24 protein-coding genes are annotated in these 22,928 nt (G+C 66.0%); 7 read left to right on the plus strand and 17 right to left on the minus strand.

Annotated elements, in window-relative coordinates; translation table 11 throughout:
* The 3 genes from V3572_RS06625 to V3572_RS06635 all read right to left on the minus strand — a co-directional run.
* On the minus strand, window positions 1-290 hold a 290-nt coding region (locus V3572_RS06625; RefSeq protein WP_332110195.1), incomplete at its 3' end, for a hypothetical protein.
* Window positions 287-526 (minus strand): hypothetical protein, encoded by a 240-nt coding sequence (locus V3572_RS06630; protein WP_332110196.1) that lies wholly within the window; start codon window positions 524-526, stop codon window positions 287-289. The genes V3572_RS06630 and V3572_RS06625, both read right to left, overlap by 4 nt.
* A 181-nt stretch (window positions 527-707) precedes the next feature.
* Window positions 708-944, minus strand: coding sequence for a hypothetical protein (locus tag V3572_RS06635; RefSeq protein WP_332110197.1), 237 nt, complete (start codon window positions 942-944; stop codon window positions 708-710).
* Window positions 945-1,094: 150 nt separating this feature from the next.
* Between V3572_RS06635 and V3572_RS06640 the strand changes: the two genes are divergently transcribed.
* The gene (locus V3572_RS06640; protein WP_332110198.1) at window positions 1,095-1,421 is read left to right on the plus strand and encodes a hypothetical protein; all 327 of its coding nucleotides are present in this window, start codon (window positions 1,095-1,097) and stop codon (window positions 1,419-1,421) included.
* Between the two features lie 314 nt (window positions 1,422-1,735).
* Complete coding sequence (locus tag V3572_RS06645) at window positions 1,736-3,637, plus strand: lysophospholipid acyltransferase family protein (RefSeq protein WP_332110199.1); 1,902 nt, start codon at window positions 1,736-1,738, stop codon at window positions 3,635-3,637.
* A 168-nt stretch (window positions 3,638-3,805) separates the two neighbouring features.
* Here V3572_RS06645 and V3572_RS06650 read toward each other — a convergent pair whose 3' ends face one another.
* From V3572_RS06650 to V3572_RS06665, 4 genes are all read right to left on the minus strand, one after another.
* Entirely contained in the window at window positions 3,806-4,552 is a 747-nt protein-coding gene (locus tag V3572_RS06650) for an ABC transporter permease (protein ID WP_332110200.1), read from the minus strand.
* Window positions 4,549-5,523, minus strand: a complete 975-nt coding sequence (locus tag V3572_RS06655; protein ID WP_332110201.1) for an ABC transporter ATP-binding protein — start codon at window positions 5,521-5,523, stop codon at window positions 4,549-4,551. The genes V3572_RS06650 and V3572_RS06655 overlap by 4 nt, the downstream gene beginning before the upstream one ends.
* 82 nt (window positions 5,524-5,605) lie before the next feature.
* Window positions 5,606-5,986 carry an ArsR/SmtB family transcription factor gene (locus V3572_RS06660; RefSeq protein ID WP_332110202.1) on the minus strand — a complete coding sequence of 127 codons (381 nt, stop codon included), beginning with the start codon at window positions 5,984-5,986 and terminating at the stop codon, window positions 5,606-5,608.
* A 223-nt stretch (window positions 5,987-6,209) separates the two neighbouring features.
* Window positions 6,210-8,927, minus strand: a complete 2,718-nt coding sequence (locus V3572_RS06665; RefSeq protein WP_332110203.1) for a cation-translocating P-type ATPase — start codon at window positions 8,925-8,927, stop codon at window positions 6,210-6,212.
* A gap of 203 nt (window positions 8,928-9,130) precedes the next feature.
* Here V3572_RS06665 and V3572_RS06670 point away from each other — a divergent pair, with 203 nt between their 5' ends.
* Entirely contained in the window at window positions 9,131-10,687 is a 1,557-nt protein-coding gene (locus tag V3572_RS06670; protein WP_332110204.1) for a helix-turn-helix domain-containing protein, read from the plus strand.
* A 159-nt stretch (window positions 10,688-10,846) separates the two neighbouring features.
* On the opposite strand, the gene V3572_RS06675 is transcribed toward V3572_RS06670, so the two are convergent.
* On the minus strand, window positions 10,847-11,254 hold the full coding sequence (locus V3572_RS06675) for an amphi-Trp domain-containing protein (RefSeq protein ID WP_332110205.1): 408 nt from the start codon (window positions 11,252-11,254) through the stop codon (window positions 10,847-10,849).
* 30 nt (window positions 11,255-11,284) lie between these two features.
* On the minus strand, window positions 11,285-11,638 hold the full coding sequence (locus tag V3572_RS06680) for a hypothetical protein (RefSeq protein WP_332110206.1): 354 nt from the start codon (window positions 11,636-11,638) through the stop codon (window positions 11,285-11,287).
* Window positions 11,639-12,036: 398 nt separating this feature from the next.
* Here V3572_RS06680 and V3572_RS06685 point away from each other — a divergent pair, with 398 nt between their 5' ends.
* Window positions 12,037-12,327, plus strand: coding sequence for an NHLP leader peptide family RiPP precursor (locus tag V3572_RS06685; protein ID WP_332110207.1), 291 nt, complete (start codon window positions 12,037-12,039; stop codon window positions 12,325-12,327).
* A 39-nt stretch (window positions 12,328-12,366) separates the two neighbouring features.
* The gene (locus V3572_RS06690; RefSeq protein ID WP_332110208.1) at window positions 12,367-14,055 is read left to right on the plus strand and encodes a hypothetical protein; all 1,689 of its coding nucleotides are present in this window, start codon (window positions 12,367-12,369) and stop codon (window positions 14,053-14,055) included.
* Window positions 14,056-14,215: 160 nt separating this feature from the next.
* Here V3572_RS06690 and V3572_RS06695 read toward each other — a convergent pair whose 3' ends face one another.
* The 8 genes from V3572_RS06695 to V3572_RS06730 form a co-directional block, all read right to left on the minus strand.
* Entirely contained in the window at window positions 14,216-14,953 is a 738-nt protein-coding gene (locus V3572_RS06695; RefSeq protein WP_332110209.1) for a superoxide dismutase, read from the minus strand.
* A 178-nt stretch (window positions 14,954-15,131) separates the two neighbouring features.
* Complete coding sequence (locus tag V3572_RS06700; protein WP_332110210.1) at window positions 15,132-16,295, minus strand: YibE/F family protein; 1,164 nt, start codon at window positions 16,293-16,295, stop codon at window positions 15,132-15,134.
* A 180-nt stretch (window positions 16,296-16,475) separates the two neighbouring features.
* Window positions 16,476-17,987 carry an alkaline phosphatase gene (locus V3572_RS06705; RefSeq protein ID WP_332110211.1) on the minus strand — a complete coding sequence of 504 codons (1,512 nt, stop codon included), beginning with the start codon at window positions 17,985-17,987 and terminating at the stop codon, window positions 16,476-16,478.
* A gap of 109 nt (window positions 17,988-18,096) precedes the next feature.
* Window positions 18,097-18,492, minus strand: a complete 396-nt coding sequence (locus tag V3572_RS06710) for a hypothetical protein (protein WP_332110212.1) — start codon at window positions 18,490-18,492, stop codon at window positions 18,097-18,099.
* A 16-nt stretch (window positions 18,493-18,508) separates the two neighbouring features.
* Complete coding sequence (locus tag V3572_RS06715; RefSeq protein WP_332110213.1) at window positions 18,509-18,841, minus strand: hypothetical protein; 333 nt, start codon at window positions 18,839-18,841, stop codon at window positions 18,509-18,511.
* A 5-nt stretch (window positions 18,842-18,846) separates the two neighbouring features.
* The gene (locus tag V3572_RS06720; protein ID WP_332110214.1) at window positions 18,847-19,443 is read right to left on the minus strand and encodes an RNA polymerase sigma factor; all 597 of its coding nucleotides are present in this window, start codon (window positions 19,441-19,443) and stop codon (window positions 18,847-18,849) included.
* Between the two features lie 20 nt (window positions 19,444-19,463).
* Window positions 19,464-19,958, minus strand: coding sequence for a Spy/CpxP family protein refolding chaperone (locus V3572_RS06725; protein WP_332110215.1), 495 nt, complete (start codon window positions 19,956-19,958; stop codon window positions 19,464-19,466).
* Window positions 19,959-20,116: 158 nt separating this feature from the next.
* Entirely contained in the window at window positions 20,117-21,169 is a 1,053-nt protein-coding gene (locus tag V3572_RS06730; protein WP_332110216.1) for a class I fructose-bisphosphate aldolase, read from the minus strand.
* A gap of 158 nt (window positions 21,170-21,327) precedes the next feature.
* On the opposite strand from V3572_RS06730, the gene V3572_RS06735 reads away from it, so the two are divergent.
* Entirely contained in the window at window positions 21,328-22,311 is a 984-nt protein-coding gene (locus tag V3572_RS06735) for a permease (RefSeq protein WP_332110217.1), read from the plus strand.
* An 18-nt stretch (window positions 22,312-22,329) separates the two neighbouring features.
* Window positions 22,330-22,928: TIGR03943 family putative permease subunit (locus tag V3572_RS06740; protein WP_332110218.1), on the plus strand; the 599-nt coding region annotated here is incomplete at its 3' end.

Consider the following 22,928-nt stretch of genomic DNA (forward strand, 5'->3'; position numbering starts at 1 on the left):
ATTCCCGCGCCGATGACCGTGAGCACGCCGCAGACCACGGCGCTGACGGCGGTCATCTTCACATGGCGCACCCCAGCCCGCATCTCGGCCACGAAACGGTGATTCTCCCGGATGGATTCCATGCCCGCCTCGTGGACCATGGCCGCCAGGGCGCCGATCTCCCGGCATTTCTCCTGGTCCAGGCCGCAGGCGCACGGGCCGCCGAGCTCCTCGCGCACGGCCTGCCGGACAAGGCCGTACAACCGGGCATCGCCCTCGGACAGGCCAGGGTCGGCACGCGATTCCATCATTTCCACAGGCCACTCGTCCGATCCCCGCCCTCGCCCCCGGACTCCGCGAACTTCTGGCAGACCTTGGCGGCCAGGGCCCCGGCCAAGGTCAGGGTGGCGTCCAGATCAAGGGGTTGCCAGGCGCCGCTTTGCATCGTGGCGTAGGTCCAGTTGAACAGCACCACGGCGATGATGACCGCCGTGAACACCCGGGTGCTCGACAGGTTGCCCGCATCGTCGGTAAACAGTCCCATCATGCGCGTTCCTCCTTGACTGCTTGAGCTTTCGCCGGGACATGGCACGGTCCTGGCCGCCACGGCCGGGTCCGTTGAAACCGTTGTGGCGCGGCGGCAGGCCGCCGCGTGTCGGGCGCCTTAAAACTGCGTCGTTCCCTTTGTCGCATGCCTGCTTCGGGCACGCCCATTCCGGGAGCACGAACTATTGTGGGGAAATCGGCAGGGTACGGGGGTGAAGACAATAGGGGCAGGCGGTCCCGGGTCCGGACGCCACGGGGCTGATGACCGACCCGTGGAACACGGTGCCGCAGGCCGGGCAGTGTCGCGGCAGGCTGTGCGGCATAAGGCAAAGGGTCGAGTCCGAGACGATTTCCATGGCCGTGGTCGATCCGGCGTACCGTCCGACGCCACGTTCCGTTGTCAGCACTGGGGTGGTCATGTTTGGCTCCGTCCTTGAAGCCCACAAGACCATGCGCAACGGACAGGGACCAGCCGCTTGCTGTCACCCAGGCCCAATACGGCCGGAAGACTTTACATACACCGCGAAATCATGGACAAATCCTCATCGAAAAAACACAAAGGAGCCCACATGCCCCTGGCCGCCTTCTGCACCCTCCTCGTCCTGGCCCTTGCGGCCTGCACCCCCGGGAAGTCCTCGCAGCCCATGACCCTGGCGCACTTCGAAAACTTCTGCAAAGTCTTTCCCACGCCGAACTCCTGCGACTCCACGACCATCTGCGGCGACTTCGCCAACGTGCTGTCCACCCAGGCCTCGGACCTCGACGCCTGCCTGGCCCGCTGCCGCCGCACCAAAAACCATCTGCAGCCGACCAATATCATCAACAACTGCGCCGGAACCCTGTCCCGGGCCTCGGACCTGTGCGCCCAGTTCTGCCGCCAAAACCACGCCCAGTAGCGTCGCCTCTCCGGGAAAAAACCTGTCGCCGCCGGTGGGACTGCATCGTCCGTGGCGCTTTGGCCGCCAAGCCAGTCAGGAGCAACGCCCAAAGCGGGATGCGGTTCGTCTTGCCTGACCTCCCGATGTGAGGTATGCATGGGCATTGGCTGGATCCGACTCCGGCCCTGGAAGGCCGCGTCCTGCGTCCAGCAGTGCAAATTCACCGAACCATCATGCTCCCGTAACACGCCTCCGCCACAGTGCCGCAAGATCGCAGCCGGGCGATGTCCGAATCGCCGCACAATGCCGACACCAGCGCCACAGGGGGATATATGGCCGACACCACGCGAAAGCCCATATTCGATATTCACCTTCCCGAGACCGTCAGCCCCGTGCTCCGGGGTCTGTTCGGGCTGGCCCAGGCCCCGCTTTGCCGGATGTTGGGCATGTCGCGCATCGACGAGCTCTATGCGGCCCTCCCCTCCGACGCCGTCGGTCGGGACTTCGTGGACGCCTCCATGCGCGCCTTTCATTTCTCCTACCGGGTCAGCGACGAGGACATGGCCCGCATCCCGGAAAGCGGCCCGGTGGTGGTGGTGGCCAACCATCCCTTCGGCGGCCTGGAAGGCCTGATCCTGGCCGGGCTTTTGGCCTCGCGGCGGCCCGACGTGAAAATCATGGCCAACTTCCTGCTTCAGCGGGTTCCCGAATTGTCCGAATTTTTCATCTTCGTGGACCCGTTTGGCAGTTCGAATGCGGCCAAGCAGAACATCCGCCCCCTCAAGGAGAGCCTGGCCCATCTGCGCCGGGGCGGCATCCTGGGGGTCTTTCCGGCGGGCGAGGTGTCCCACCTCCAGTTCAAGAACCGCCGCCCCACCGTCTCCGATCCGGTCTGGAACGCCTCGGTGGCCCGCATCATCCTCAAGACCGGGGCCACGGTGGTGCCCATGTTTTTCGACGGCGCCAACAGCCGCCTGTTCCAGCTTTTGGGGCTGGTGCATCCCCGGCTGCGCACGGCCCTTCTGCCCCGGGAATTCCTCAACAAGGCCGACAAGCCCATCGAGGTGCGCATCGGCGCCCCGATCCCCTTTTCCCGGCTGGAACAGATGGCCGAGGGCGAGGAGAACGCCGACGAACTCATCATCCGCTGCCTGCGCCTGCGTTCCTACCTTCTGGGCGCCCGGGGGGCCAAATCCCGCCCCCGTCCCAAGCTTTTTCTGCCCAAGGGGCCGGGACGGCAGGAGGCGCTCATCCCGGCGGCGGACCCACAGCTTTTGGCCGATGAAATCGCGGCCCTGCCCCAGGAATGCCGCATGTTCACAAGCGGCGAATTCTCGGTCCTGTGCGCCGAGGCCGGGCAGCTTCCCCTGGTTCTGCGCGAGATAGGACGGCTGCGGGAGTTGACCTTCCGCCGCGTGGGCGAGGGCTCGGGCAAGGCCTGCGACCTGGACCCCTTCGACGCCTATTACCTGCATCTGTTCATCTGGAACGAAAAAAATCGCGAGGTGGTGGGGGCCTATCGCATCGGCCGCACGGACGAGATCCTGGCCCGCATGGGCCAGCGCGGCCTGTATACGGATACGCTCTTCGTGCTCAAGGAACGCTTCCTGCGGCACATCAGCCCCGCCCTGGAGATGGGGCGATCCTTCGTACGTCCGGAATACCAGAGAAGCTATTCGTCGCTTTTGCTGTTATGGAAAGGCCTGGCCCGTTTCGTCGTACAAAACCCCACATACAAAATCCTTTTCGGCCCGGTCAGCATCACCAACGAATACAAGACCGCCTCCCGCCAGCTCATCGCCCGCTACTTCAAGGAACAAAACGCCCTTCCCGAGTTGGCCCGCCTGGTCCGGCCGCGCACCCCGCTCAAGGAGCAGCACTGGCTCAAAAACGCGGCCCGCACCCTGGTCACGGACCTGAACGACCTGGCGGACCTGTTGGCCGACATCGAGGCCGACCAGAAGGGCATCCCGGTGCTCCTGCGCCAGTACCTCAAGCTTGGGGGCAAGCTTTTGGCCTTCAATGTGGATCATGAATTCGCCGACGCCCTGGACGGGCTCATCGTGGTGGATCTTCTGCGCACGGATCGCAAGCAGTTGGAACGCTACATGGGCAAGGACGGTCTGATCCGGTTTCTGAACTTCCACGGGCTTGGGCCTGTGAGCGCCGGGCACGCGGCCAACGGCCCGGAAGGTACGAACGGGACGGGCGGCGGGTTGCCGCGTTGCGCCTGACCGGCCTCACCCCGGACCTCTCTCTTGTCCCCTCCGGGGACGGTTGTGACGGGCGCGCCGCACGTGGTGAGCCCGCAAACTCCGCGCACAGGCATTTTACAACCAACAATCCGAAAGACTTCCTTTCTTCTTAAAAAATACGGGCGTATTCTTTTACGGGCCGCACCCCTAGGCGATCCATTTGCGGCGCACGTTCCACAGACTGGCTGTGAACAGTGCTGCGCAAAAGAGTCCCAAAACCGCAACATCCAGTCCCAGAGGCAGCAAATTGCCCCCGCCCGCATCCGGGATGGCCCCGCGCAGGGCGTCCACGCCGTAGGTCAGGGGCAACATGTAGGAAAAAGGCTGCAACACCACGGGCAGCTTGGCCACCGGGAAGAACAGCCCACACAAAAACAGCATGGGGAACCGGAAAAAGTTGGAAAAGGTCTGGGCCTCAAAGACCTCGCTGACGGCCACGGCAATGAAAAGTCCAAGAAAGGCCGAGGCCACGGCCACCAAAAAGATCACGCCGAAAAACGTCCCCCAGGCCACCCCGGACAGATCCACCAGGAAGGCGGCCATGGCCATGGGCGCCAGGGCGTTGACCACCCCGAAGAAAATCGCCCCCCCCGTCTTGGCCAGCATGAGCAATTCCAAGGGAATCGGGGCCAGAAGCAGCCGGTCGAAGGACCGGTTCTTTTTTTCGAAAGTCACGGTCACGGCCAGCATGGAGGTGGTGCCGAAAAGCACCGAGATGGCCGCCACCCCCGGCAAGAGGGCCATCACGCTTTCCAGCCCGGACCCCGAGCGGATGAAAAACATGCCCGTCCAGGCCAGGGGAAACAGCAGCCCCCAACTGATATTGGGCGGTTTGAGGTAATAGGTCCGCATGTCCTTGACCACGATGCTCCAGAAGATGGTCAGCCGTTTCATGCCGCCTTGCCCCCTTTTTCCTTTTCCCGGCCGAGCGCCTCGGCCTCGATGCCCGTAAACCGGACAAAGACGTCCTCCAGGGACGGCCGCAGGCGGCGGGCCTCCAGCACCTCGGCCCCGGCGTCCTCCAGGAAGCGCACCACCGCCCCCACCCGTACCGGGAATCCGCACTCCACCCTGACGGCGTCCGTTCCGGCGAGGATGAACTCGCAGTCGGGATAGGCTGCCGCCAGGGCTCCCATATGCCCGGCCACCGCCCCGGCGCACACCACGCGCACGGCATGGCGGCCGCTTAAGGGGGCCACGAGCCGTTCCACCGTGTCCACGGCGACGATCCGCCCCTTGACCAGGAAGGCCACCCGGCCGCACAGGCGCTCGGCCTCCTCGATGTAGTGGGTGGTCAAAAGGATGGTGGTTCCAGCGGCGTGCAGTTCGGCCAAAAGGGCCCGGATGTGCCGGGCGCTCTCCACATCGACGCCCGTGGTGGGCTCGTCCAGAAACAGGATGCCCGGGGAGTGCATAATCCCGGCGGCGATGGTCAGGCGGCGTTTCATGCCCTTGGAATAGCCCCCGAACTTGCGCTGCCCGGCCGGGGCGAGCCCGAAGAGCCCCAGAAGCTCCCCGGCCCGCTTTTGCCGCGCGGCCTTGTCCATGCCGTAGAGCGCGCCGCAGAAGCACAGGTTGTCGTAGCCGGACAGTTCCGGATAGAGGTTGCTGTCGTCGGGGACCACGCCGATGTGGTGCTGGGCGGCCTTGGGATTTTTCGAGCAGTCCACGCCGCCGATATGGATGGTCCCGGCGTCGGGCCTGGCCAGGCCGATGAGCATGTTGATGGTGGTGGACTTGCCTGCTCCGTTGGGGCCCAGAAGTCCGAAAAGCTCCCCCTGGTCCACGGCGAACGACACCCCGGCCACGGCGGCCACCTCGCCGAAGTGCTTCTTCAAATCCACCGCCTGGATTGCGTGGGTCATCGTCGCGCCCTTTCCGCCTTGCCACGGCGGACAACATTTAAGTTTTCGCGCACATACTATGGTGCGGCACAAAAAAAACCGGTCAGGAAGCCGCTTCCCCATGTCCCGCAGGCGTGGGGGCCGCGCCGGATTCGCCTGCCACCGGCTTTTCCTGCCCCGCCGTAAAAAACGCCGCCGCCTCGCGGCCCCAGGCAGCCAGGGTGTCGGGGGCGGCCCGGTAATGGACGAAATAGCCCTGCTTGTCGGCCACCACGGCCCCGGCGTCGCGCAGGATGCGCAGGTGCTGGGACACGGCGGCCGGGGTGATGGCCAGGGCCCGGGCCAGGGCCCCGACGCACATCTGACGCTGGGCGAGCATCTCCAGCATGCGGACCCGGGTGTCCACGGCGAGCACCTTGCAGATGCGGGCCAGGCGGTCGGCCACCGCCCCGCCGGAGGTTTTGGGTACAATTTGTTTAAGCATGTTCGCAGATACTTTATTCACTTTTCGCCCCTCGTCAACCCCCTTTGACGCACGCCCCCCCACTCCCCGTTTTTCCGGCCGCTGGTTCCGATGCTTAGCATCGGGACCAGCGGCCGGGGACGGGGGGTCCGGGGGGACGATTGTCCCCCCGGGCGGGGACCGGGGCGGCAGCCCCGAATCTTCGCGCACCGGGCGGGGACCGGGGCGGCAGCCCCGTCAGGCTCTACGCCACCCGCGCGTCCCGACGCCGCAGCACGTATTTCGTCAACTCCATGATCCCGAAGATGACCGCGCTGAAAAGGACGATGATCGTCAGGTCTTTCGCCGTGGGCATGATGATGCCGAAGGACTCGCGCACGGTGTCGAACTGCATGAGCACGGCGATGAGCGCCAGTTCCCAGCCCACGGCCAAAACCAGCCACTTGTGGGGCGGCGCGGTGAAGACGCTGTAGCGCAGGGACCGGCAGTTGAGCGCGATGACCACCTCCACGATGATAAAAAGGAAAAATATCTCCGTACGGGCATGGGCCATGTCGCCCAGGTCGTTGAAGAACAGGAAAAAGAAAAACGGAATCTCAATGACCAGGGCCCGGAGGATGAAGGCGATGACATCCCGGGAGAACACGCTTTCCCTGGGATCGCGCGGCGGTCGCTGCATGATGTCCGGGTCCGGCGGGGCCACGCCCAGGGCCAGGGCGGGCAATCCGTCCGTGGCCAGATTGATGTAGAGGATGGCCGCAGGCAGAAGCGGCAGGTATTCCGGCCCGAGCGCTAACACCACCCCGCCGATGACCGCCACCTCGGTCAGGTTGCACTGAATGAGAAACGCCAGGTATTTCTTGATGTTGTCGTAGATCCAGCGCCCCTGTTCGATGGCCGTGACGATGGTGGCGAAATTGTCGTCGGTGAGCACCATGTCGGCGGCCTCCTTGGCCACCTCTGTGCCCGAGATGCCCATGGCCACGCCGATGTCGGCGTGTTTGAGGGCCGGGGCGTCGTTGACCCCGTCCCCGGTCATGGCCACCACCTCGCCGCGCGCCTTCCAGGCCTTGACGATGGTCAGCTTGTCCATGGGCGACACCCGGGCGTAGACCGACACCTTCGCCACCCGGTCGGCGAACTGGGCCTCGGTCAGCCGGGTCAGTTCCTCTCCGGTCATGACCTCCTCCCCCTCCCGCCAGATGCCGATCTCCCTGGCCACGGCCAGGGCCGTCAGGGCATGGTCGCCGGTGATCATCACCGGCCGGATGCCCACCGAACGGCACACGGCCACGGCATGCGCGGCCTCGGGGCGCGGCGGGTCCATCATGCCGGCAAGCCCCAGAAAAATCATGTCCCGCTCCACGGCGTCCTCGTCGCAGGCCGGGCCGGAGGCGGCCTCCAGGGGAACATGGGCCAGGGCCAGGACACGCAGGGCCTGCCCGGCCAGGGCCTCGTTTTCGGCCAGGAAGGCGGCCCGGTCGGCGGGCGAAAGCTCCCGCACCGCGTCGCCGTCGAGCAGCCGCGTGCAGCGGGCCAGAACCATCTCCGGCGCGCCCTTCATGCAGGCCGTGCGCCCGCAACCCGGCAGATCATGGATGGTGGTCATGCGCTTGCGTTCCGAGGAAAAGGGCAACTCGTCCAGGCGGGGGCAGGCCCGGCAGGCCTCGGCCCGGAGAATCCCGGCCTTGGCGGCGGCCACCACCAGGGCCGCCTCGGTGGGGTCGCCCCGGATGGCCCATTTGCCCTCGACCTCGGCCAGATCGGCGTCGTTGCACAGCACGGCACACCGCAAAAGCGCCTCCAGGTCGTGGGGAAGCGCCCCGGGGCGGACGGCCCCGGACCGCCCGCACACCTCGCCCACGGGCGCATAGCCGCCGCCGGTGACCGTAAGCCCCCCCGAAGCCAGGACCAAGCGGCGCACGGTCATCTCTCCCCGGGTCAGGGTGCCGGTCTTGTCCGTGCAGATGACCGTGGTGCAGCCCAGGGTCTCCACGGCGGGCATCTTGCGCACCAGGGCGTGTTTTTTGGCCATCTCGCGCATGCCGATGGCCAGCGCGCCGGTGACGATGGCCGCCAGGGCCTCGGGCACGGCGGCCACGGCCAGGGCCACGGCGAACATGGTCACGGTGATCAGGAATTTAAGGTCCACCAGGCCCGTGCCGTATTCCCGCCACACGCTGATACCGGCCACCAGCACGCAGATGCCCGTGGCCACGATGCCCAGCCACTTGCCGATCTCCTCGGTGCGTTTCTCCAGGGGGGTCTTTTCGGTCTTCACCGCCGCCACCTCTTTGGCGATGCGCCCGAACGCCGTATCCATGGCCGTGGCCGTGACCACGGCCCGCCCCCGGCCGTAGGTCACGGTGGCGCCGGTGAAGACCATGTTTTTCTGGTCCGCCGTGCCAAGCTCGGGGTCCAGGGCCGGGCAGGACTTGCCCACGGGCACGGATTCACCGGTCAGGGGGGCCTCGTCGCAGCGCAGGACGTGGGACTCGACCACCCGGGCGTCGGCCGGAATCTTGTCCCCGGCCTCCAGGGCCAGCACGTCGCCAGGCACGATGTCCCGGGAATCGATGCGCAGGGTCTCGCCGTCGCGCAGGACCGTGGTCTCCGGGGCCAGCATCCTGCGCAGGGCCGCCAGGGCCTTTTCGGCCCGGTATTCCTGCACGAAGCCGAGCACCGCGCAAAACGCCACGATGACCGCGATGATGGCCGCGTCGACCACCTCGCCCACCAGGGCCGAGAGAATGATGGCCGCGATGAGGATGAGGATGAGGAGGTTTTTGAACTGGCCGAGAAAAATCGCCCAGGGACTTGCCCCCTCCTCCCGGACCAGCTCGTTGCGACCATGCGTTTCCAGGCGCTTGCGGGCCTCTTCAGGGTCGAGTCCCCGGACGAGGTCCACCTCCAGGGTGCGGGCCACGTCCGTTGCGGACAGGGCATGCCAGGGGCGTTCCATGCGGCGTCTCCGTGATTGGGGTGCGGTCGGCGAGACGAAAACTCCTCCCGGATGACCACCCGGGACGGGCTGCGGCGTCGGCGGACGCAGTGTACCCAAGATCGTCCCCGGCGCAAACCGCGATCCCCGGATCGGCCGGGGCGGATGAGGAGGCGGGCGGCAAACCCGGTGAAAGTCGCGGCAAAGGATGATAGGAGGCAGGCATGCACAGCGCTTTTTCACCGTTGGACATCGTGACCGGGATGATCCGGGCCTGGCGGCCCCTTTCCGGCGACACCCCGCCGGGCGCCGCCCTGGACGATCTGCTGCACGGCATGTTGTCGGCGTTCGTGGCCGCGTCCCATGCCGCCCGGGCCGGGGTGATCCTCCTTTTGCCCGGCGACGAGGCGCCCCGCCTGCGGGCCGTCGCGCCGGACGTCGGGAAGTGGGACGTTTGCGGGGAGAAACTGCGGGACTACCTGCATCCCGGCCCGCCGCATCTGGTCCGGGCCCAGGGAGGGGAGGCGTCTCCGGAGGCCGGGGCGGTCTTTTTCGGTGATCCGGACCATGCAACCGGGACCAGGCTGGCCGTGGCCGCCTTCGGCGCGCCCCATCCGGACGGTGGCGAGGCGCGGGGGGCGTTTGCGGCCGAAATCGCTTCGCAGGGACCGGGGCTTACGGCCATGCCCGTTGCGGCGGAGCTTCTGGCCCGGGCCGTGGAGTCCGGCCTCTATCTGGCGGATCTGCGGGCCGCCCAGGCCGCCGAGACGGTGGCCCTGCGCAGCCGGGTCTTGGCGGGATTCGCCGAGGCCTTCGGCCCGGGGGGCTGTCCGGGGCTGGCGGGGGTGCGCCTGGAGGTGGAGCGGGCGGCCCGTGAACCGGGCACGGTCCTTTTCTGGGGTGAACCGGGGACGGGCAAGGCCCAGTTCGCCCGGCTCATCCACGAACTGTCGCCCCGGGCCGCGCGGCCCTTTGCGGCCGCCCGGGCGGAGGTCATGGAAGAGGTCTTCGGACGCGACGCCAGCGGCGCCGCCCGCCTCGGCGCGGTGGAGGACGCCGCAGGAGGAACGCTCTACGTGGCCGATGTGGCCGCCCTGGCCCGCGATCCGGCCGGGACGGACCCGGTCCCAGGGGACGCCGCCGTCCGGCTGGTGCGCCTTGTGCGCGAGGGCTGGTTTACGCGACGCCATTCGGCCGCCCGGCGTCGGGCGAGGGTCCGGGTGATCCTGGGATCGAGCATGGCCCCCGAGGCGTTGCGGCGACGCGTCCCGGAGCTTACGGCCCTGCTTGGCCAGCCCGAAACCGGCGACGGCGGCTTGCGGACGATCCGCCTGCCCTCCCTGCGGGAACGGCCGGACGACGTGCCCATCCTCCTGCAACGGGCCGTGGAACTTCTGGCCGGCCGGGCCGGGGAGCGGCTGTCGTTCACGCCCCGGGCCGTGAAGGCCCTGCGCGCCTATCCCTGGCCGGGAAACGACGCGGAGGCGCTGACCCTGGCAGCCGAGGCCCTTTTGTCACGCACCGGCAGACGCCTGGATGTGGGGGATCTCCCGGCGCGGACCTTTTCCCTGCCTCCCGGGGGCGACTCCGGCCCGGATGGCGCGAAAAAAAACGCCCCATCGGCGGACACCCTGTGGGACATGGAGAAGAACCGGGTGCGTGCGGCCCTGGAACGCCACGGCTGGGTGCGGATCCGGGCGGCGCAGGAGCTCGGCCTGACGCCCCGCCAACTCGGCTGGCGCATGAAGCGGCACGGCCTGCGACCGCAGGACGAGGGATAAACGCCTCCCCGGGGCCGTCCGGCATGGCGGACAACCCCGGTGAGGCGGCGACGGCCATGTCCTGTCCATGAAATTCGCCAGCACGAATTTCACTGTGCACACGGCGGGATGCGATGTTTTTACAAACGACGCCCGCTTTCAAAAGGGACGCCGCACGGGCTACTTTTTGGATTTTTTGCCCGGGGTGGATTCCTCGTCCTTTTTCGGGGGCTCGACGACGACCGGGCACGGCGAGGCCTCAGGAAAGACGGCTTCGGCCGGGGTCTCAGCTTCGGGCTCGGGCTCGGGCAGGAGTTCGGGTTCGACAGAGGTGATTTTCACGGCCTCGGCCTCCTGAACCGGAACCTCATCCAGCCAGGACAGCTCGATCACCAGCTTTTGCCGGTTTTTTTTGCGCTCGGCCTCGATCTCGAAGCTCACGGTCTCCCCGGGCTTGAGGGTGCAAAACTCCGATCCTTTCTGCAGACACACGGTCTTTTCCCCGAAGCTTTTGACCAGGTCGCCCAACAGCGCGCTGGCGCTGGCGAAATCCACCGTGCCCTTAAGGCTGATGCCGTGCTTTCCCATGTTCCTTCTCCCTTCGTGTTTTGTTGTTGATTATTGTTTTTCCGACGTGTCGGCGCCCTCGAAAAGGAGGTTGTCCTTGACCTTGGCCATGAGCTGGCCCGGGGTCGGGACGGCAGGCTGGGAAGGCGTTTTTTCGGCCAGGGCCTTTTCCTCGGGCAGGGCCGGGGAATCGTCCGGGCGGGAAACGAGGTCGGCGGGCTGGTGGCGTTTTTTGCCCTTGGCCTCATGCCGCATCTCTTCCATCTTTTTCTCGGCCTTTTTGAGGAACTTCTCCAACCCACTGTTCACAGCCTTGTCAACATCAAGCTTTTTTCCAAAGCCCCGCGCCTCTTCCCGGACAGCCTCAATACGCTCGGCTATCTCGGAATCAACATTGAAAATCATACGCTTAACTTCTTTATCCTGTTTGAATATCGACATAATTCCTCCGTCATGCTGTACACATTCCGTACATCTTCTATGTCTGTTTTCGTGCGGCGTCAAGAACAATCCCTACTCCGAATGCAGGACAAAAGACAAACGGTTCTCCATTTGTCCCGTTTCCCGCCGGCAGACGCAAAACCCCTTGACATACGATATTGATTATCATTACCAAATTAGTCGGGGTTTTTCCGCTGCTCCCCGGCCCAGGCGTTTGAAGACGCCGTAAGTTCTTTTCTTCAAGCCGTCATGAGACCGGCATCCCCCTGCGGCGGGCCATGGGGCATGATGCCACACATGCGTATGAAACCCGGCGCACCCTGGAACGACAACACGCAAACCCCATCCACGAGGAGATTGTCATGGGCGACGACTTGTTTGAAAAACGCCCGGCCGTGTGGAACCGGATCGTGGCCAAGGCCTGGGCCGACGAGACCTTCAAGAAAAAGCTTCTTGCCGACCCTGTGGCCGTGATGCGCGAGGAAGGAATGGACGTGCGCGAAGGAATGCGCATCTCCGTGGTGGAAAACTCAGCCCGGCATGCCTGGCTGGTTCTGCCCCGACAGCCCGAGACGGAATCCTCCGTGGCCGAGGACAGCGGCCGCGTGGCCAGTCTGGGCCTGGGATTTTTTCACGCCGTGCGGGCAATGTAGGACGCCTTGCGCCCCATCCTCGCCGGGGGGGGAACCAACGTGCCCAAACGCCGCGTGGTCCTGCAACTGCCGACCGATCCGGAATGGATGCCCATGCTTGAGGACGTGGTGCGACGGTTTTTTGCGCGCATGCGCTTTCCCGCCCGTCTGTGCCGGACAGTCGCCGCCGCCGTCCTCGAGGCCTTCGACAACCTGGCCGTGGCCTCCGGAAAACTCGGCCTCCGGGAACCCTGCCGCATCAGCCTGGCCGCCACGGGCGAGGCCGTCACCGTGGAACTGTCCTACAACGGCAAAATCCCCCTCAATCCCCTGGCCGTAGGCGAATACGAGACGCCAGAGACTAGCCGGGACATCGACGCCCTCAATGCCGACGCCCTGTGGCTGCACCTGATCAAACGGCGCATGGACAAGGTGTTTTTTCGGGTGGAGGGGGCCCGGCACGTGCTGTCTCTGGTGAAATACCGTCGTCAGGAGGGACTCGAGGGGGAGTCGTGGGTCATGCGCCTGACGCCGCAACTCACGGCCACGGCCACCCTGGAGATACGCCCCCCGGAGGCGGGCAAACCCCGCCGGGGCATCCTCTACAATCCCGCCACGGGCGTCGCGCTCAAACTCGGGCCCAAGGAATGCTATGTCGTGGAGCGCCTTGACGGACAGCGGACCATCCACGACATCTACATGGAGCACATCGAGAACGCGGGCCTGATTGCGCCGCGCACCCTGGCCATTCTCCATGAGCGCATGGAAAAAGGCGGCATGCTGCACGGCGAAAGCCCCCCGGGGGAGTCCTGGCGAAAACGGCTTTTCCGCCTGACCAGGCCCAACTTCGTCATTCCCCGCCCCGACGCCGTGATCACGGCCCTGCACAACAGCCTGGGCTGGTTTGTCGGGCCGCTTGGCGCGGGCTTTCTCCTGGCTCTCGGCGCCTCGGGCCTCTATCCCTTGCTGACCCGCCTGGAAAACATCCCCCTGGCCGTCAAGCTTGAGACCATCGGCGACGCGCCCCCCCTGGCCCTGGCCGTCCTGTACCTGGCGGTCCTGGTCATGGCCGGGGTCCACGAACTGGCCCATGGCCTGGTCTGTAAACATTTCGGCGGCCGGGTGCATCACATGGGGGTCGTGTTCTCATGGGTCATCTTCGTTTTTTATTGCGACAGCACCTCGGCCCACGCCCTCCCCAAAGTCGGCCAAAAGGTGCTGGTCTCCCTGTCCGGGATGCTGACCACCTTCGCCTTTCTCGGTCTCGGCCTGTGGATGGCCGCCTGGACGGCCGATGCCGCCCCAGCCTGGAGCATGATCTGGCGAGCCTTCAGCTTCATCAGTTACTGCGGGCTGACGATGAACGCCAACCCGTTTCTCAAAATGGACGCCTATGCCATGCTCACGGACGCGCTGGGGATCGCGCGGCTGCGGGAGCGTTCCTTCGCCTATTTGCGCCAGCGGATTTTCACCTGGGCCGCCCCCGCCGCTGTCCGGAAACATGTCCGCCCCCCCACGCGCCGGGAGCGCCTGGCGTTCTGGTGCTATGGCCTCCTGGGCACGCTGGCGTCCCTGGCCTTCATCGTCCTGCCCATCATGAAACTCGGCCCGGTGTTCGTACAGGAGTCGGCCAGCCATATCCGGATCGTCGTGGCCGCCGCCATCCTGTTTTTCCTCTTCCTGCGCCTGGCCCGGCAGGTCCAGGTCAACATCGCCTCCTGGCGCAACCGGGAATACCGGCTGCTGTAGGGGCGCATCCCGTACCACAAACCCAGGTCCATTCGAAAAAACGACGCCGCGCCGCATCCTCTCCAAAACGCCCCCGACGACGCAAGCGGCGGCTGCGCGACGGCCCGGGTCCACGCCCGGCCGGACGGTGGCATGAAGGCCACGACGCCCGCTCTCCCGGCTACCCCAGGTTGGCGGCCGCCACGTCCCAGTTCACCAGGTTGTCCAGCGCGGCCTTGACGTAGTCGGCCCGGCGGTTCTGATAATCCAGATAATAGGCGTGCTCCCAGACATCCACGGTCAGGATGGGCTTCTGGCCGTTTTGCAGGGGGTTGGCGGCGTTGAGCGTCTTGACGACCTTGAGCGCGCCGCCGTCTAAGACCAGCCAGCCCCAGCCGCTGCCAAACTGGCTCACCGAGGCGGCCGCCAGTTCCTTTTTCATGGCCTCGAAGTCCCCGAAAGACGCGGTGATGAGTTCCGCCAGCTTCCCGGCAGGGGCCTTGGGGCCGCCCGGGGTCAGGCCCTTCCAGTAAAACGTGTGGTTGAAGGCCTGGGCCGCGTTGTTGAAAAGGGCCAGGGCCGCCGGATCCTTTCCGGCCGCAAGGAACACCGCCGAAAGGCTCGCGGGGGCCGGGCTCACCGCTTTCAGCAGTTCGTTGGCGTTGTCGTAATAGGCCTTGGTGTGCTTGCCGTAGTGGAAGCTGACGGTTCTGGCCGAGATGTGCGGCTCCAGGGCGTTTTCCGCATAGGGCAGGGGCGGCAGGGCGAAGACCGGGCCGTCGGCGGCGAAGGCTTCCGTTCCAGACAGGCCGACCAAGCCGGACATGGCGGACAGCGACGACAGCACAAGGCCCGCGCCTGCGGCAAACCCCATAAATTCGCGACGAGAAAGGGACGCAGGATGGGATTCGGATGTCATGGGCTCGCTCCTTGGGACGCCCCAGAGGGCGCGAAGAGGTTTTCGATGCTGCCATCCTCACCGATTCGGCCGCAAAAAGAAACCCCGGCGCCTCCCTTTTCTCGCGCCTGCGCCCCATTTCGTCCGGGTCCGGCCAGGTCCGTCCGGCGACATCCGGATCTGGCCGTGTTCGTCCGGATCAGGCCGGGGCGCGTTCAGTCTCCCGGGCGGCCAGACGCGGCGCGCCGAATAAAAATGCGCCCACCAGGGCCGTGAACGGGGCCACGGCCACCAGTCCGAAGCTGCCCACCAGGGTGTTTAAGACCTCGGCGGCCACGTAGATGAGGTTGAAGAGGTTGGAAAGCGGCACCCCCTGGGCCATGAACATCATGAGCAGGGCGATGTAACCGCCGGAATAGGCGAAGAGCAGCGTGGTGGTCATGGTGCCCACTACGGCCCGGCCCACCCGCAGCCCCGCGCCCAGAAGCTGGCGACGACCGGCCCCGGGCATGCCCCGGGCCACCTCCTCGATGCTGGCGGCCACGTCCATGGCCAGGTCCATCATGGCCCCGCAGGAGCCGATGAACACGGCGGCCACGAAGATGCGCTTCAGGTCCAGATGGCCGTAGCCGGTGTACAGCAGGCTCTCGGCAAAGGGTTTGATGGCCCCGTGCAGCCGGAACAGGTCGGTGAAGATCAGGGCCAGGACGCAGGCCGTGCCCACCCCCAGCATGGCCCCCAGAAAGGCCGTGGTCCCCTTGCGGGTCACCCCCCCCACCAGGAAGATGACGCAGGCCGTGAGGATGGTGACCACGCCAAGGGACACCAGGACCGGATTGTAGCCGTTTAAAAACGACGGGATGAGGATCTTCCAGATGACCAGGCCGGAAAAGGCGAAGGACAAAAGGGCCTTGGCCCCGGTCCAGCCCCCAAAGGCCAGAAGCAGGGCGACAAAAAGCCCGAAAAGCACCAGTTCCAAGCCCAGGCGGTAGTGGTCCACGGGATTGACGTGGGTGACCTCCCCGGCCGCGTTGCGGGTGAGCACCACCAGGGCCGTGTCCCCGGGCACGAAGAGCTTGTCCATCTCCATCTTGCCCAGAAGCTGGTTTAAGCCCCGCACGGTCTGCCCGGCGTGGGGCCCGTCCAGGATTTCGAGCTCCACGGCCTGGATGCCCGTGCGCACCAGCCCGAATTGCAACACGTCGGCGTCGCTGACGGACAGCACCCGGCCCTTGCACTGCACGGCGTTCTCGTCGATGTGCGACTCGTACCCCGTGGGCAGAAAGGCCAACCCCACGGTCAGGACCAGAAAAAAAAGGGACAGCAGCGCATCGCGCCGCCTTTTAGGCTCCGTGGGAATCATTCGGGCTCCTTTCACCAACAGGTCAGGGTCACAGGCTCAAACCGTTACGGGATCGCCAAGGGCTGCGCCCTTGGACCGCCGGAGGCCTTCCCTCCGGCCAGGCCTTCATGCCGTACGACAAAGGGGCGGCGCAGGCGAAATCGCCGCGCCGCCCCGGGAGGGATCATGCCGCGCTTAGGCCTAGTTCGAGGCCACCTGGGCGGCGGGCAGGCCCATGGCGCTTTTCAGTTTCTTGGCGATGTCGGTGTTGTCGTACATGCCGCCAAACGCCTCGGCCCCGGCCCCGCCGGCGGACACGGTGACCGGCACGCCGGTGTGGGAATAGGAGGTCCAGCCCAGGCCCGCCTTCTGGTTGAGCAGGTGGGTGAGCGTCACGGACAGGGGGTTGTAGCCGCCGTAGAGCAGGTAGCTCTGGGGATCCTTGCCGTCCGCGCCATAGCCGCTTTTGGCGTCGGCCGGGGCGGCCATGTACAGGTCGAAGGCCTCCTTGACCTTGGCCACCTCGAATTCCTTGAGCACGGCGGCGTCCTTGGCGTCTCCGGCGAATTTGAGCCCGAAGGTCTCCTCGACGACGGGCTTGACCGCATCGAAGGAGCAGTTGCCGCCGCAGGACTTCTTGAACTCGGCCATCTTGTCGGTGAAGGCCTGGAAGGACATCTTCTGGCCGGTGAGCACGTTGTAGAAGCTGTTATACTTGGTCCCGGCGAAGCCGATGGTCAGGCCGCCGCACTCATGGTCGCCCGTGACCAGGATAAGCGTCTCGTCCGGATGCTTTTTGGCGAACTCCTGGGCCGCGACCACGGCCGCGTCCACGTCCAGCACGTCGCCGATGGCCCCGGCTGCGTCGTTGGCGTGGCAGGCCCAGTCCACCTTGCCGCCTTCGGCCATGATGAAAAAGCCCTGCGGGCCGTCCAGCACCTCGGCGGCCTTGGTCACCAGTTCGGCCAGGCTTAAGTCCTTTTTGGTGCGGTCGATCATGTAGGGCATGGCCTGGCTGTCCTGGAGCCATTCGTTCACGACGATGACCTTGCCGTCGTTTTGGGAAAGCTTCTCGAAGCCCTCACGGCCGGTGACGACCTTGTATCCGGCGGCCTTGGCGGCCTCGATGGCGTCGCCCTGGGGGGCCTTGGATTTTTTACCGGCCGGATCCTTGAAACCGCCGCCGCCGAAGAAATCGAAGCCGCTTTTCACCAGCTCATGGGCGATTTCATGGTAGTTGTCGCGACTTTCCTGGTGGGCGTAAAAGCCGCCGGGGGTGGCGTGGTCGATGGACACGGTGGAGATGACGCCCACCTTTTTGCCTTTTTCCTTGGCCAGTTCGGCCACATTTTTTACGGGCTTGTTGTCCGGGGTGACGCCGAGCATGCCGGAGTTGGTCTTGACCCCGCAGGCCATGGCCGTGGCCGTGTCCGCCGAGTCGGGGATGATGGAGTTGGCGGCGTGGGTGGTCATCATGCCGTGGGCCGGAAGCTGGCTCATGGCCAGCTTGACCGTGCCGTGGGGTTTGCCCTCCCTGGCCGCCAGAAACATCTCCGTGGAGGTGCGCTGGGGCTGGGCCATGCCGTCGCCGATGATGAAAAAGACGTATTTGGCCTGTTTTTCGGCCGCAGACGCGGCCTGTCCACAACACAGAAGCGCAGCCACAGCCAAAAAGGCCAGGGCCGAACGGGAAGAGAGTCTGTGCAACACCATAGCCGGTTCCTCCATGTTTTGCGGGGTGGGCGGCGCGACGCGCCGGAACGGTTTAGGCAATCGCCCCATGCTTCCCAAAACACCGTGACGGCATGGTGACACAGCCCGCTCATTCCCGTGACGCGCCGTCCAGCGCACCCCTGGCGGCCCGGAACCGGGCGGCCATGGCCGAAAGGGCCTCCCCCTGCTCCGGGGTCAGGCGCGGCTTCATGTCCGCCACGGCCCGGTCGATGGCGGCATCCGCTTTGGGCCGCGATTCCTGGCGGATCGCCGACAGTTCGCCCAGGGCCCTGGCCAGGATGGGCCGCAGTTCCCGGCGTTGTTCGTCGCTTAAGTCCAGCTTGTCGTCCAGACGGCCCATGATCAATCCTTCCACCTGGGCCATGTCCCCGGCCACGGTGCGCAGCACCGCCCGTTGCACGTAAAGCCGGGTTCCGGCCACGCCCAGCACCGCCCCGGACAGGAAGATGATGCAGGCCGCAAGGAGAGGTTTCCAATTTTTCATGATCGTGTCCCCATGGCTACAGTCCGGCCAGGCGCAACGCGGAAAGCCCCGTGGGATCGGCCAGCACCGTGCGCAGAAGCAGCCAGTCCAGCCCCTGCTCCAGGGAAAGACTCCAGACCGCGCAGACGCCTGCGGCCACGGCCGAGGCGGCGGCAAAAGGATAAAACACCCGGGACAGGCGTTCCCATGGGATATGAAAGGGCTCTTTCCGGCGGTACGCGGGCAGTTCGTCAATCCGGGCCATGATGGCCCGCACGGCGCGCTCATTCACCCCGGGCACGGGACGGTCGGCGTGGGCCCGGCGCAGACATGCCAGCCTGTCCGCTTGGTCGTTTCGTTTCGTGGTCATGGCGCTCACCTCATAAAAGACGTCGTTTCCAGCATGGCGCGCAGGGCCTTCCTGGCCCGAAACGCCCGAATCTTCACATTGGCCCGGCTGATGCCCAAAAGTTCGGCGGCCTCGGCCGTGGAACGCTCCTCCAGGCAGGTCAGCACCAGGACCATGCGATCTGTGGCCGACAGCCGGTCCAGGGCCTCCGCCAAGAACCGCCTCGCCTGATCTCCGGCGACCGCCTCCTCGGCGGGCTGGGCCGACACGTCCGGGGTGTTGTCCACCATGGCCCGCCCGGCCTCGGAAAGGTCGGCGTGCAGGATCTCCCGGCTCTTGTAGCGCATGCGCCAAAAATCGTGGCAGGCCCGCACGGCGATGACCGACAGCCAGTGGGAAAAGGGACTGTCGGCCCGATACCCCGGAAGCGAAACGTAGGCCCGCACGAAGGTCTCCTGGACCAGTTCGGCCACCTGCCCGTCCGGGACATGGGCCGAGACGATGCGGGCCACGGCGGCCTTGTGGGCGCGCACCAACACCTCAAAGGCGTTTTTGTCGCCGCCGAGGACTCGGGCCACACGGCCCGAGTCCCCGGAATCGTCATGGTTTTGGGCCTGAATCATGTTCCGGCCGGTCCCTGGCCTCAGCTTGCGCCCACGGTATGGGTTTCGATCCATTCCTCGAAGATGCCCCGGGCCGTCTCCACACGCTCCCGCACCTTCTCCGCGATCAGGTCGCGGCTTTCCAGAAGCAGCTTCTGCTGTTCGGGGGTGAGCTTGCCGCGCACCTCGGCCATGATCCTGTTCTTCACCACCACGGCCTCCTCCCCGGCGGCGGCCAGGCCGCGAAAGGCCTGGCGCACGGCGGCCTCGTCGGCGGCTGGGGATGCCGTGGCCTTCCGAAAATGCTCGGCTGCGGTCCGCACCCGGTCGAAGGCGGCCCGGGCCTCGGCCTTGTGGGACTTGAGCACCACGGCCACGTCGCGTTTCTGGGCCTCGGTGAGGTCGAGGCGGACGAGGGTTCTCAGGAAGGCTTCCCTGGGGATCAGGCCGTCGCCGTCGGGAACCTGTCCCGCCAGGGCCAGCACGCCGCTGCAAAGGGCCAGGACCAGGAAGGTGAGGGAAAGGATGCGTTTCATAGGGGTTCTCCTTCGTTTTGATATGACGGGCTTTGGCGCCGCGTCATAAGCCCATGTCGCGCGAAGGATGGAAACGGTTACACCCCGGCCGGAAAGCATCCGGCCGAGGTGGTTTCTGGCGCTGCGCCGTCCGGTGGGCGCTGTCGGGCGGGACAGGATCAGGCGATGGTCACGTCTTTGCAGAGATAGACGTCCTGGATGGTCTGCAGGAGCTTTATGCCCTCGGCCATGGGCCGCTGGAAGGCCTTGCGGCCGGAAATAAGCCCCATGCCCCCGGCCCGCTTGTTGATGACCGCCGTGCGCACGGCCTCGGCGAAATCCGCCGCCCCGGCCGCGCCGCCGGAATTGATGAGCCCGGCCCGGCCCATGTAGCAGTTGGCCACCTGATAGCGGGTCAGGTCGATGGGATGGTCCGTGCACAGTTCGGTGTAGACCCGCTTGTCGGTCTTGCCGAAGCCGATGGCGGTGTAGCCGCCGTTCACGGTGGGCTGCTTCTGCTTGACGATGTCGGCCTCGATGGTGGCCGCCAGGTGGTTGGCCTGTCCGGTGAGGTCGGCGGAGACATGGTAGTCCACGCCGTCTTTCACGAAGGCCGGATTTCTGGTGTAGGCCCACAGGATGGTGGCCATGCCCAGTTCGTGGGCCCGGCGGAAGGCCTTGCTGATTTCCAGGATCTGGCGGCGGGACTCGGGCGAGCCGAAGTAGATGGTGGCCCCGACCGCCGCAGCCCCCATGTCGTAGGCCTGCTCCACCGAGGCGAACAGGGTCTCGTCGTAGATGGCGGGAAGGCTCAGGAGTTCGTTGTGATTGAGCTTGAGCACGAAGGGAATCTTGTGGGCATACGTGCGGGCCACGCTGCCCAGCACCCCAAGCGTCGAGGCCACGGCGTTGCAACCGGCCTCCAGGGCCAGCTTCACGATGTTTTCGGGGTCGAAATAGATGGGGTTGGGGGCGAAAGAGGCCCCGGCCGAATGCTCGATGCCCTGGTCCACGGGCAGGATGGACATGTAGCCTGTCCCGGCCAGGCGGCCCGTGCCGAACAGGGCGGCCAGGTTTTTCAGCACCGGTACGCTGCGGTCGGTGGGGATGAAGATGCGGTCCACGAAATCAGGGCCGGGAAGGTGCAGATTCTCCCTGGCGATGGTCTGGCAGGTGTGTCCGAGCAGGGAATCGGCGTCTTTGCCGAGCAGTTCGACGATGGTATCCAGCATGGAATCCTCCACGATATCGGTTTTCAAACCATGCCGGACGGTAAACGAGTCGGGGGCGCGAGGCAAGCGGGCGCGCCCAGGTTTCACCGAAACGTCGCCGGAGCGAAGCCGCCGCCCCACATTGACGCCGCCCCCCAACCGGGGCTACCACCGGCACCATGTTCGACGCCCCCTTCGAAGGCCTGGGATTTTTCGCCATGACGGCCACGGCGATTTTCCTTGAGGCCGCGCCGTTTCTGCTTTTGGGCTCCTTTCTGGCCGCGCTCATCGAATGTTTCGTGCCGCCCGAACGCATGCAGCGCCTCTTTCCCAAGCGCGCCGTGCCCGGGGTCTTGGCCGGGCTTTTCGCCGGGCTTTTTTTGCCCGTGTGCGAATGCGGCATCGTGCCCATCGTGCGGCGCATGCTGCAAAAGGGCGTGCCACCGGCCTCGGCCATGACCTACATGCTGGCCGCGCCCATCGTGAACCCCGTGGTCATGGCCTCCACCTATACCGCCTTCCAGGGCGACTGGTTCATGATGGCCGCCCGCACGGCCATGGGCGCGATCACCGCCTTAGGCATGGGGCTGGCCCTGTCCAGGCTCTCCGCCCAGGACATCCTGCTCCATCCGGCCGGGCCCGGCCCGGCCTGCGCCTGCGGCTGCGGCCACGACCATGGCCCGACGGACGCGACGGACGCGACGGGTGCGACGGGCGCCGGATCAGAGACCGCCCCGACCGGGGCGCCGAGCGGAGCGAAGGCCCGGATCGCGGCCGTCTTCTCCCACACCGCAGGCGAATTTCTGGACATGGGCGGCATGCTCATCCTGGGCAGCCTGTTCGCCGCCGCCTTCAAGACCCTGACCCCCTCGACGATGCTCACGCTGTTCGAGACCGACCCGCTCTTGTCCATCATGGCCATGATGCTCCTGGCCATCCTGTTGTCCCTGTGCTCCGAGGCCGACGCCTTCGTGGCCGCCTCGTTCACCACCTTTCCAGCCAGCGCCAAGCTGGCCTTCCTGGCGCTGGGGCCCATGCTGGACATCAAACTGGCCATCATGTTCCAGGCCGTGTTCACGCGCCGGGTGGTGACGGCGCTTCTGATCGTGCCGCCGGTCATGGTCTTTGCCCTGTCCTATGCCCTGTCGCTCTTCGGACCATAAAACCGACAATCTCCAACCATGCACAACACAAAAAAAAACCTCCTGGGCCGCGTGGACGCCCTGCTGCTCCTCGGGCTGGCCCTGTTCATGGCCTATCTGCTGTCCGGGGAGACGTACTGGCGCTACCTGCATCCCCGCTTCCGGCCCGTCACCGCAACGGCCGCCCTGGTCATGGCCGGGCTTGGCCTGTTCGCCCTGTTTCGGCCGCCGCGCCCAGCAGGGGGGCGCACCCTGGCCTTCGCCCTCATGCTCGGGCTGGCCCTGGCCAGCCTGCCCGCCACCGATCCCTTCGGCTCCCGGGGTGAGGCCTGGGGCGTCGCCGAGGCGGAAAAGGCCGAGGAAGTCCCCGAAGACGAAACCGGCTATCTGCGCATCAACACCGGCGAGCTCTACGATCTGGCGGAAAATGGCGAACTGTCCCAGCACCCGGGCCCCGGATTCGCCGTGCGCGGATTCGTGCGCCGCGATCCGGAACTCGACCGCCAGGGACTTTTCGGGCTGTACCGGGTGGCCCTTTTCTGCTGCTTCGCCGACGCCACGGCCGTGGGATTCGTGGTGCGCCCCCCGGACGGCGCGCTGCCCGAGGACGGAACCTGGGTCCGGGCGGCCGGGCGGCT

Origin of the sequence: Desulfolutivibrio sp. (assembly GCF_036584575.1) — a bacterium.
In the GTDB taxonomy this organism is placed as follows: Bacteria; Desulfobacterota; Desulfovibrionia; order Desulfovibrionales; family Desulfovibrionaceae; genus Desulfolutivibrio.

Bases quoted from the DNA above. Each gene is read 5' to 3' on its own strand.
- V3572_RS06675 (WP_332110205.1), bottom strand. From the start codon at position 11,254: ATGGGAAAGCACGGCATCAGCCTTAAGGGCACGGTGGATTTCGCCAGC.
- V3572_RS06635 (WP_332110197.1), bottom strand. From the start codon at position 944: ATGACCACCCCAGTGCTGACAACGGAACGTGGCGTCGGACGGTACGCC.
- V3572_RS06660 (WP_332110202.1), bottom strand. From the start codon at position 5,986: ATGCTTAAACAAATTGTACCCAAAACCTCCGGCGGGGCGGTGGCCGAC.
- V3572_RS06645 (WP_332110199.1), top strand. From the start codon at position 1,736: ATGGCCGACACCACGCGAAAGCCCATATTCGATATTCACCTTCCCGAG.
- V3572_RS06735 (WP_332110217.1), top strand. From the start codon at position 21,328: ATGTTCGACGCCCCCTTCGAAGGCCTGGGATTTTTCGCCATGACGGCC.
- V3572_RS06685 (WP_332110207.1), top strand. From the start codon at position 12,037: ATGGGCGACGACTTGTTTGAAAAACGCCCGGCCGTGTGGAACCGGATC.
- V3572_RS06725 (WP_332110215.1), bottom strand. From the start codon at position 19,958: ATGAAACGCATCCTTTCCCTCACCTTCCTGGTCCTGGCCCTTTGCAGC.
- V3572_RS06695 (WP_332110209.1), bottom strand. From the start codon at position 14,953: ATGACATCCGAATCCCATCCTGCGTCCCTTTCTCGTCGCGAATTTATG.
- V3572_RS06640 (WP_332110198.1), top strand. From the start codon at position 1,095: ATGCCCCTGGCCGCCTTCTGCACCCTCCTCGTCCTGGCCCTTGCGGCC.
- V3572_RS06680 (WP_332110206.1), bottom strand. From the start codon at position 11,638: ATGATTTTCAATGTTGATTCCGAGATAGCCGAGCGTATTGAGGCTGTC.
- V3572_RS06650 (WP_332110200.1), bottom strand. From the start codon at position 4,552: ATGAAACGGCTGACCATCTTCTGGAGCATCGTGGTCAAGGACATGCGG.
- V3572_RS06655 (WP_332110201.1), bottom strand. From the start codon at position 5,523: ATGACCCACGCAATCCAGGCGGTGGATTTGAAGAAGCACTTCGGCGAG.
- V3572_RS06720 (WP_332110214.1), bottom strand. From the start codon at position 19,443: ATGATTCAGGCCCAAAACCATGACGATTCCGGGGACTCGGGCCGTGTG.
- V3572_RS06730 (WP_332110216.1), bottom strand. From the start codon at position 21,169: ATGCTGGATACCATCGTCGAACTGCTCGGCAAAGACGCCGATTCCCTG.
- V3572_RS06710 (WP_332110212.1), bottom strand. From the start codon at position 18,492: ATGAAAAATTGGAAACCTCTCCTTGCGGCCTGCATCATCTTCCTGTCC.
- V3572_RS06670 (WP_332110204.1), top strand. From the start codon at position 9,131: ATGCACAGCGCTTTTTCACCGTTGGACATCGTGACCGGGATGATCCGG.
- V3572_RS06630 (WP_332110196.1), bottom strand. From the start codon at position 526: ATGATGGGACTGTTTACCGACGATGCGGGCAACCTGTCGAGCACCCGG.
- V3572_RS06715 (WP_332110213.1), bottom strand. From the start codon at position 18,841: ATGACCACGAAACGAAACGACCAAGCGGACAGGCTGGCATGTCTGCGC.
- V3572_RS06705 (WP_332110211.1), bottom strand. From the start codon at position 17,987: ATGGTGTTGCACAGACTCTCTTCCCGTTCGGCCCTGGCCTTTTTGGCT.
- V3572_RS06665 (WP_332110203.1), bottom strand. From the start codon at position 8,927: ATGGAACGCCCCTGGCATGCCCTGTCCGCAACGGACGTGGCCCGCACC.
- V3572_RS06700 (WP_332110210.1), bottom strand. From the start codon at position 16,295: ATGATTCCCACGGAGCCTAAAAGGCGGCGCGATGCGCTGCTGTCCCTT.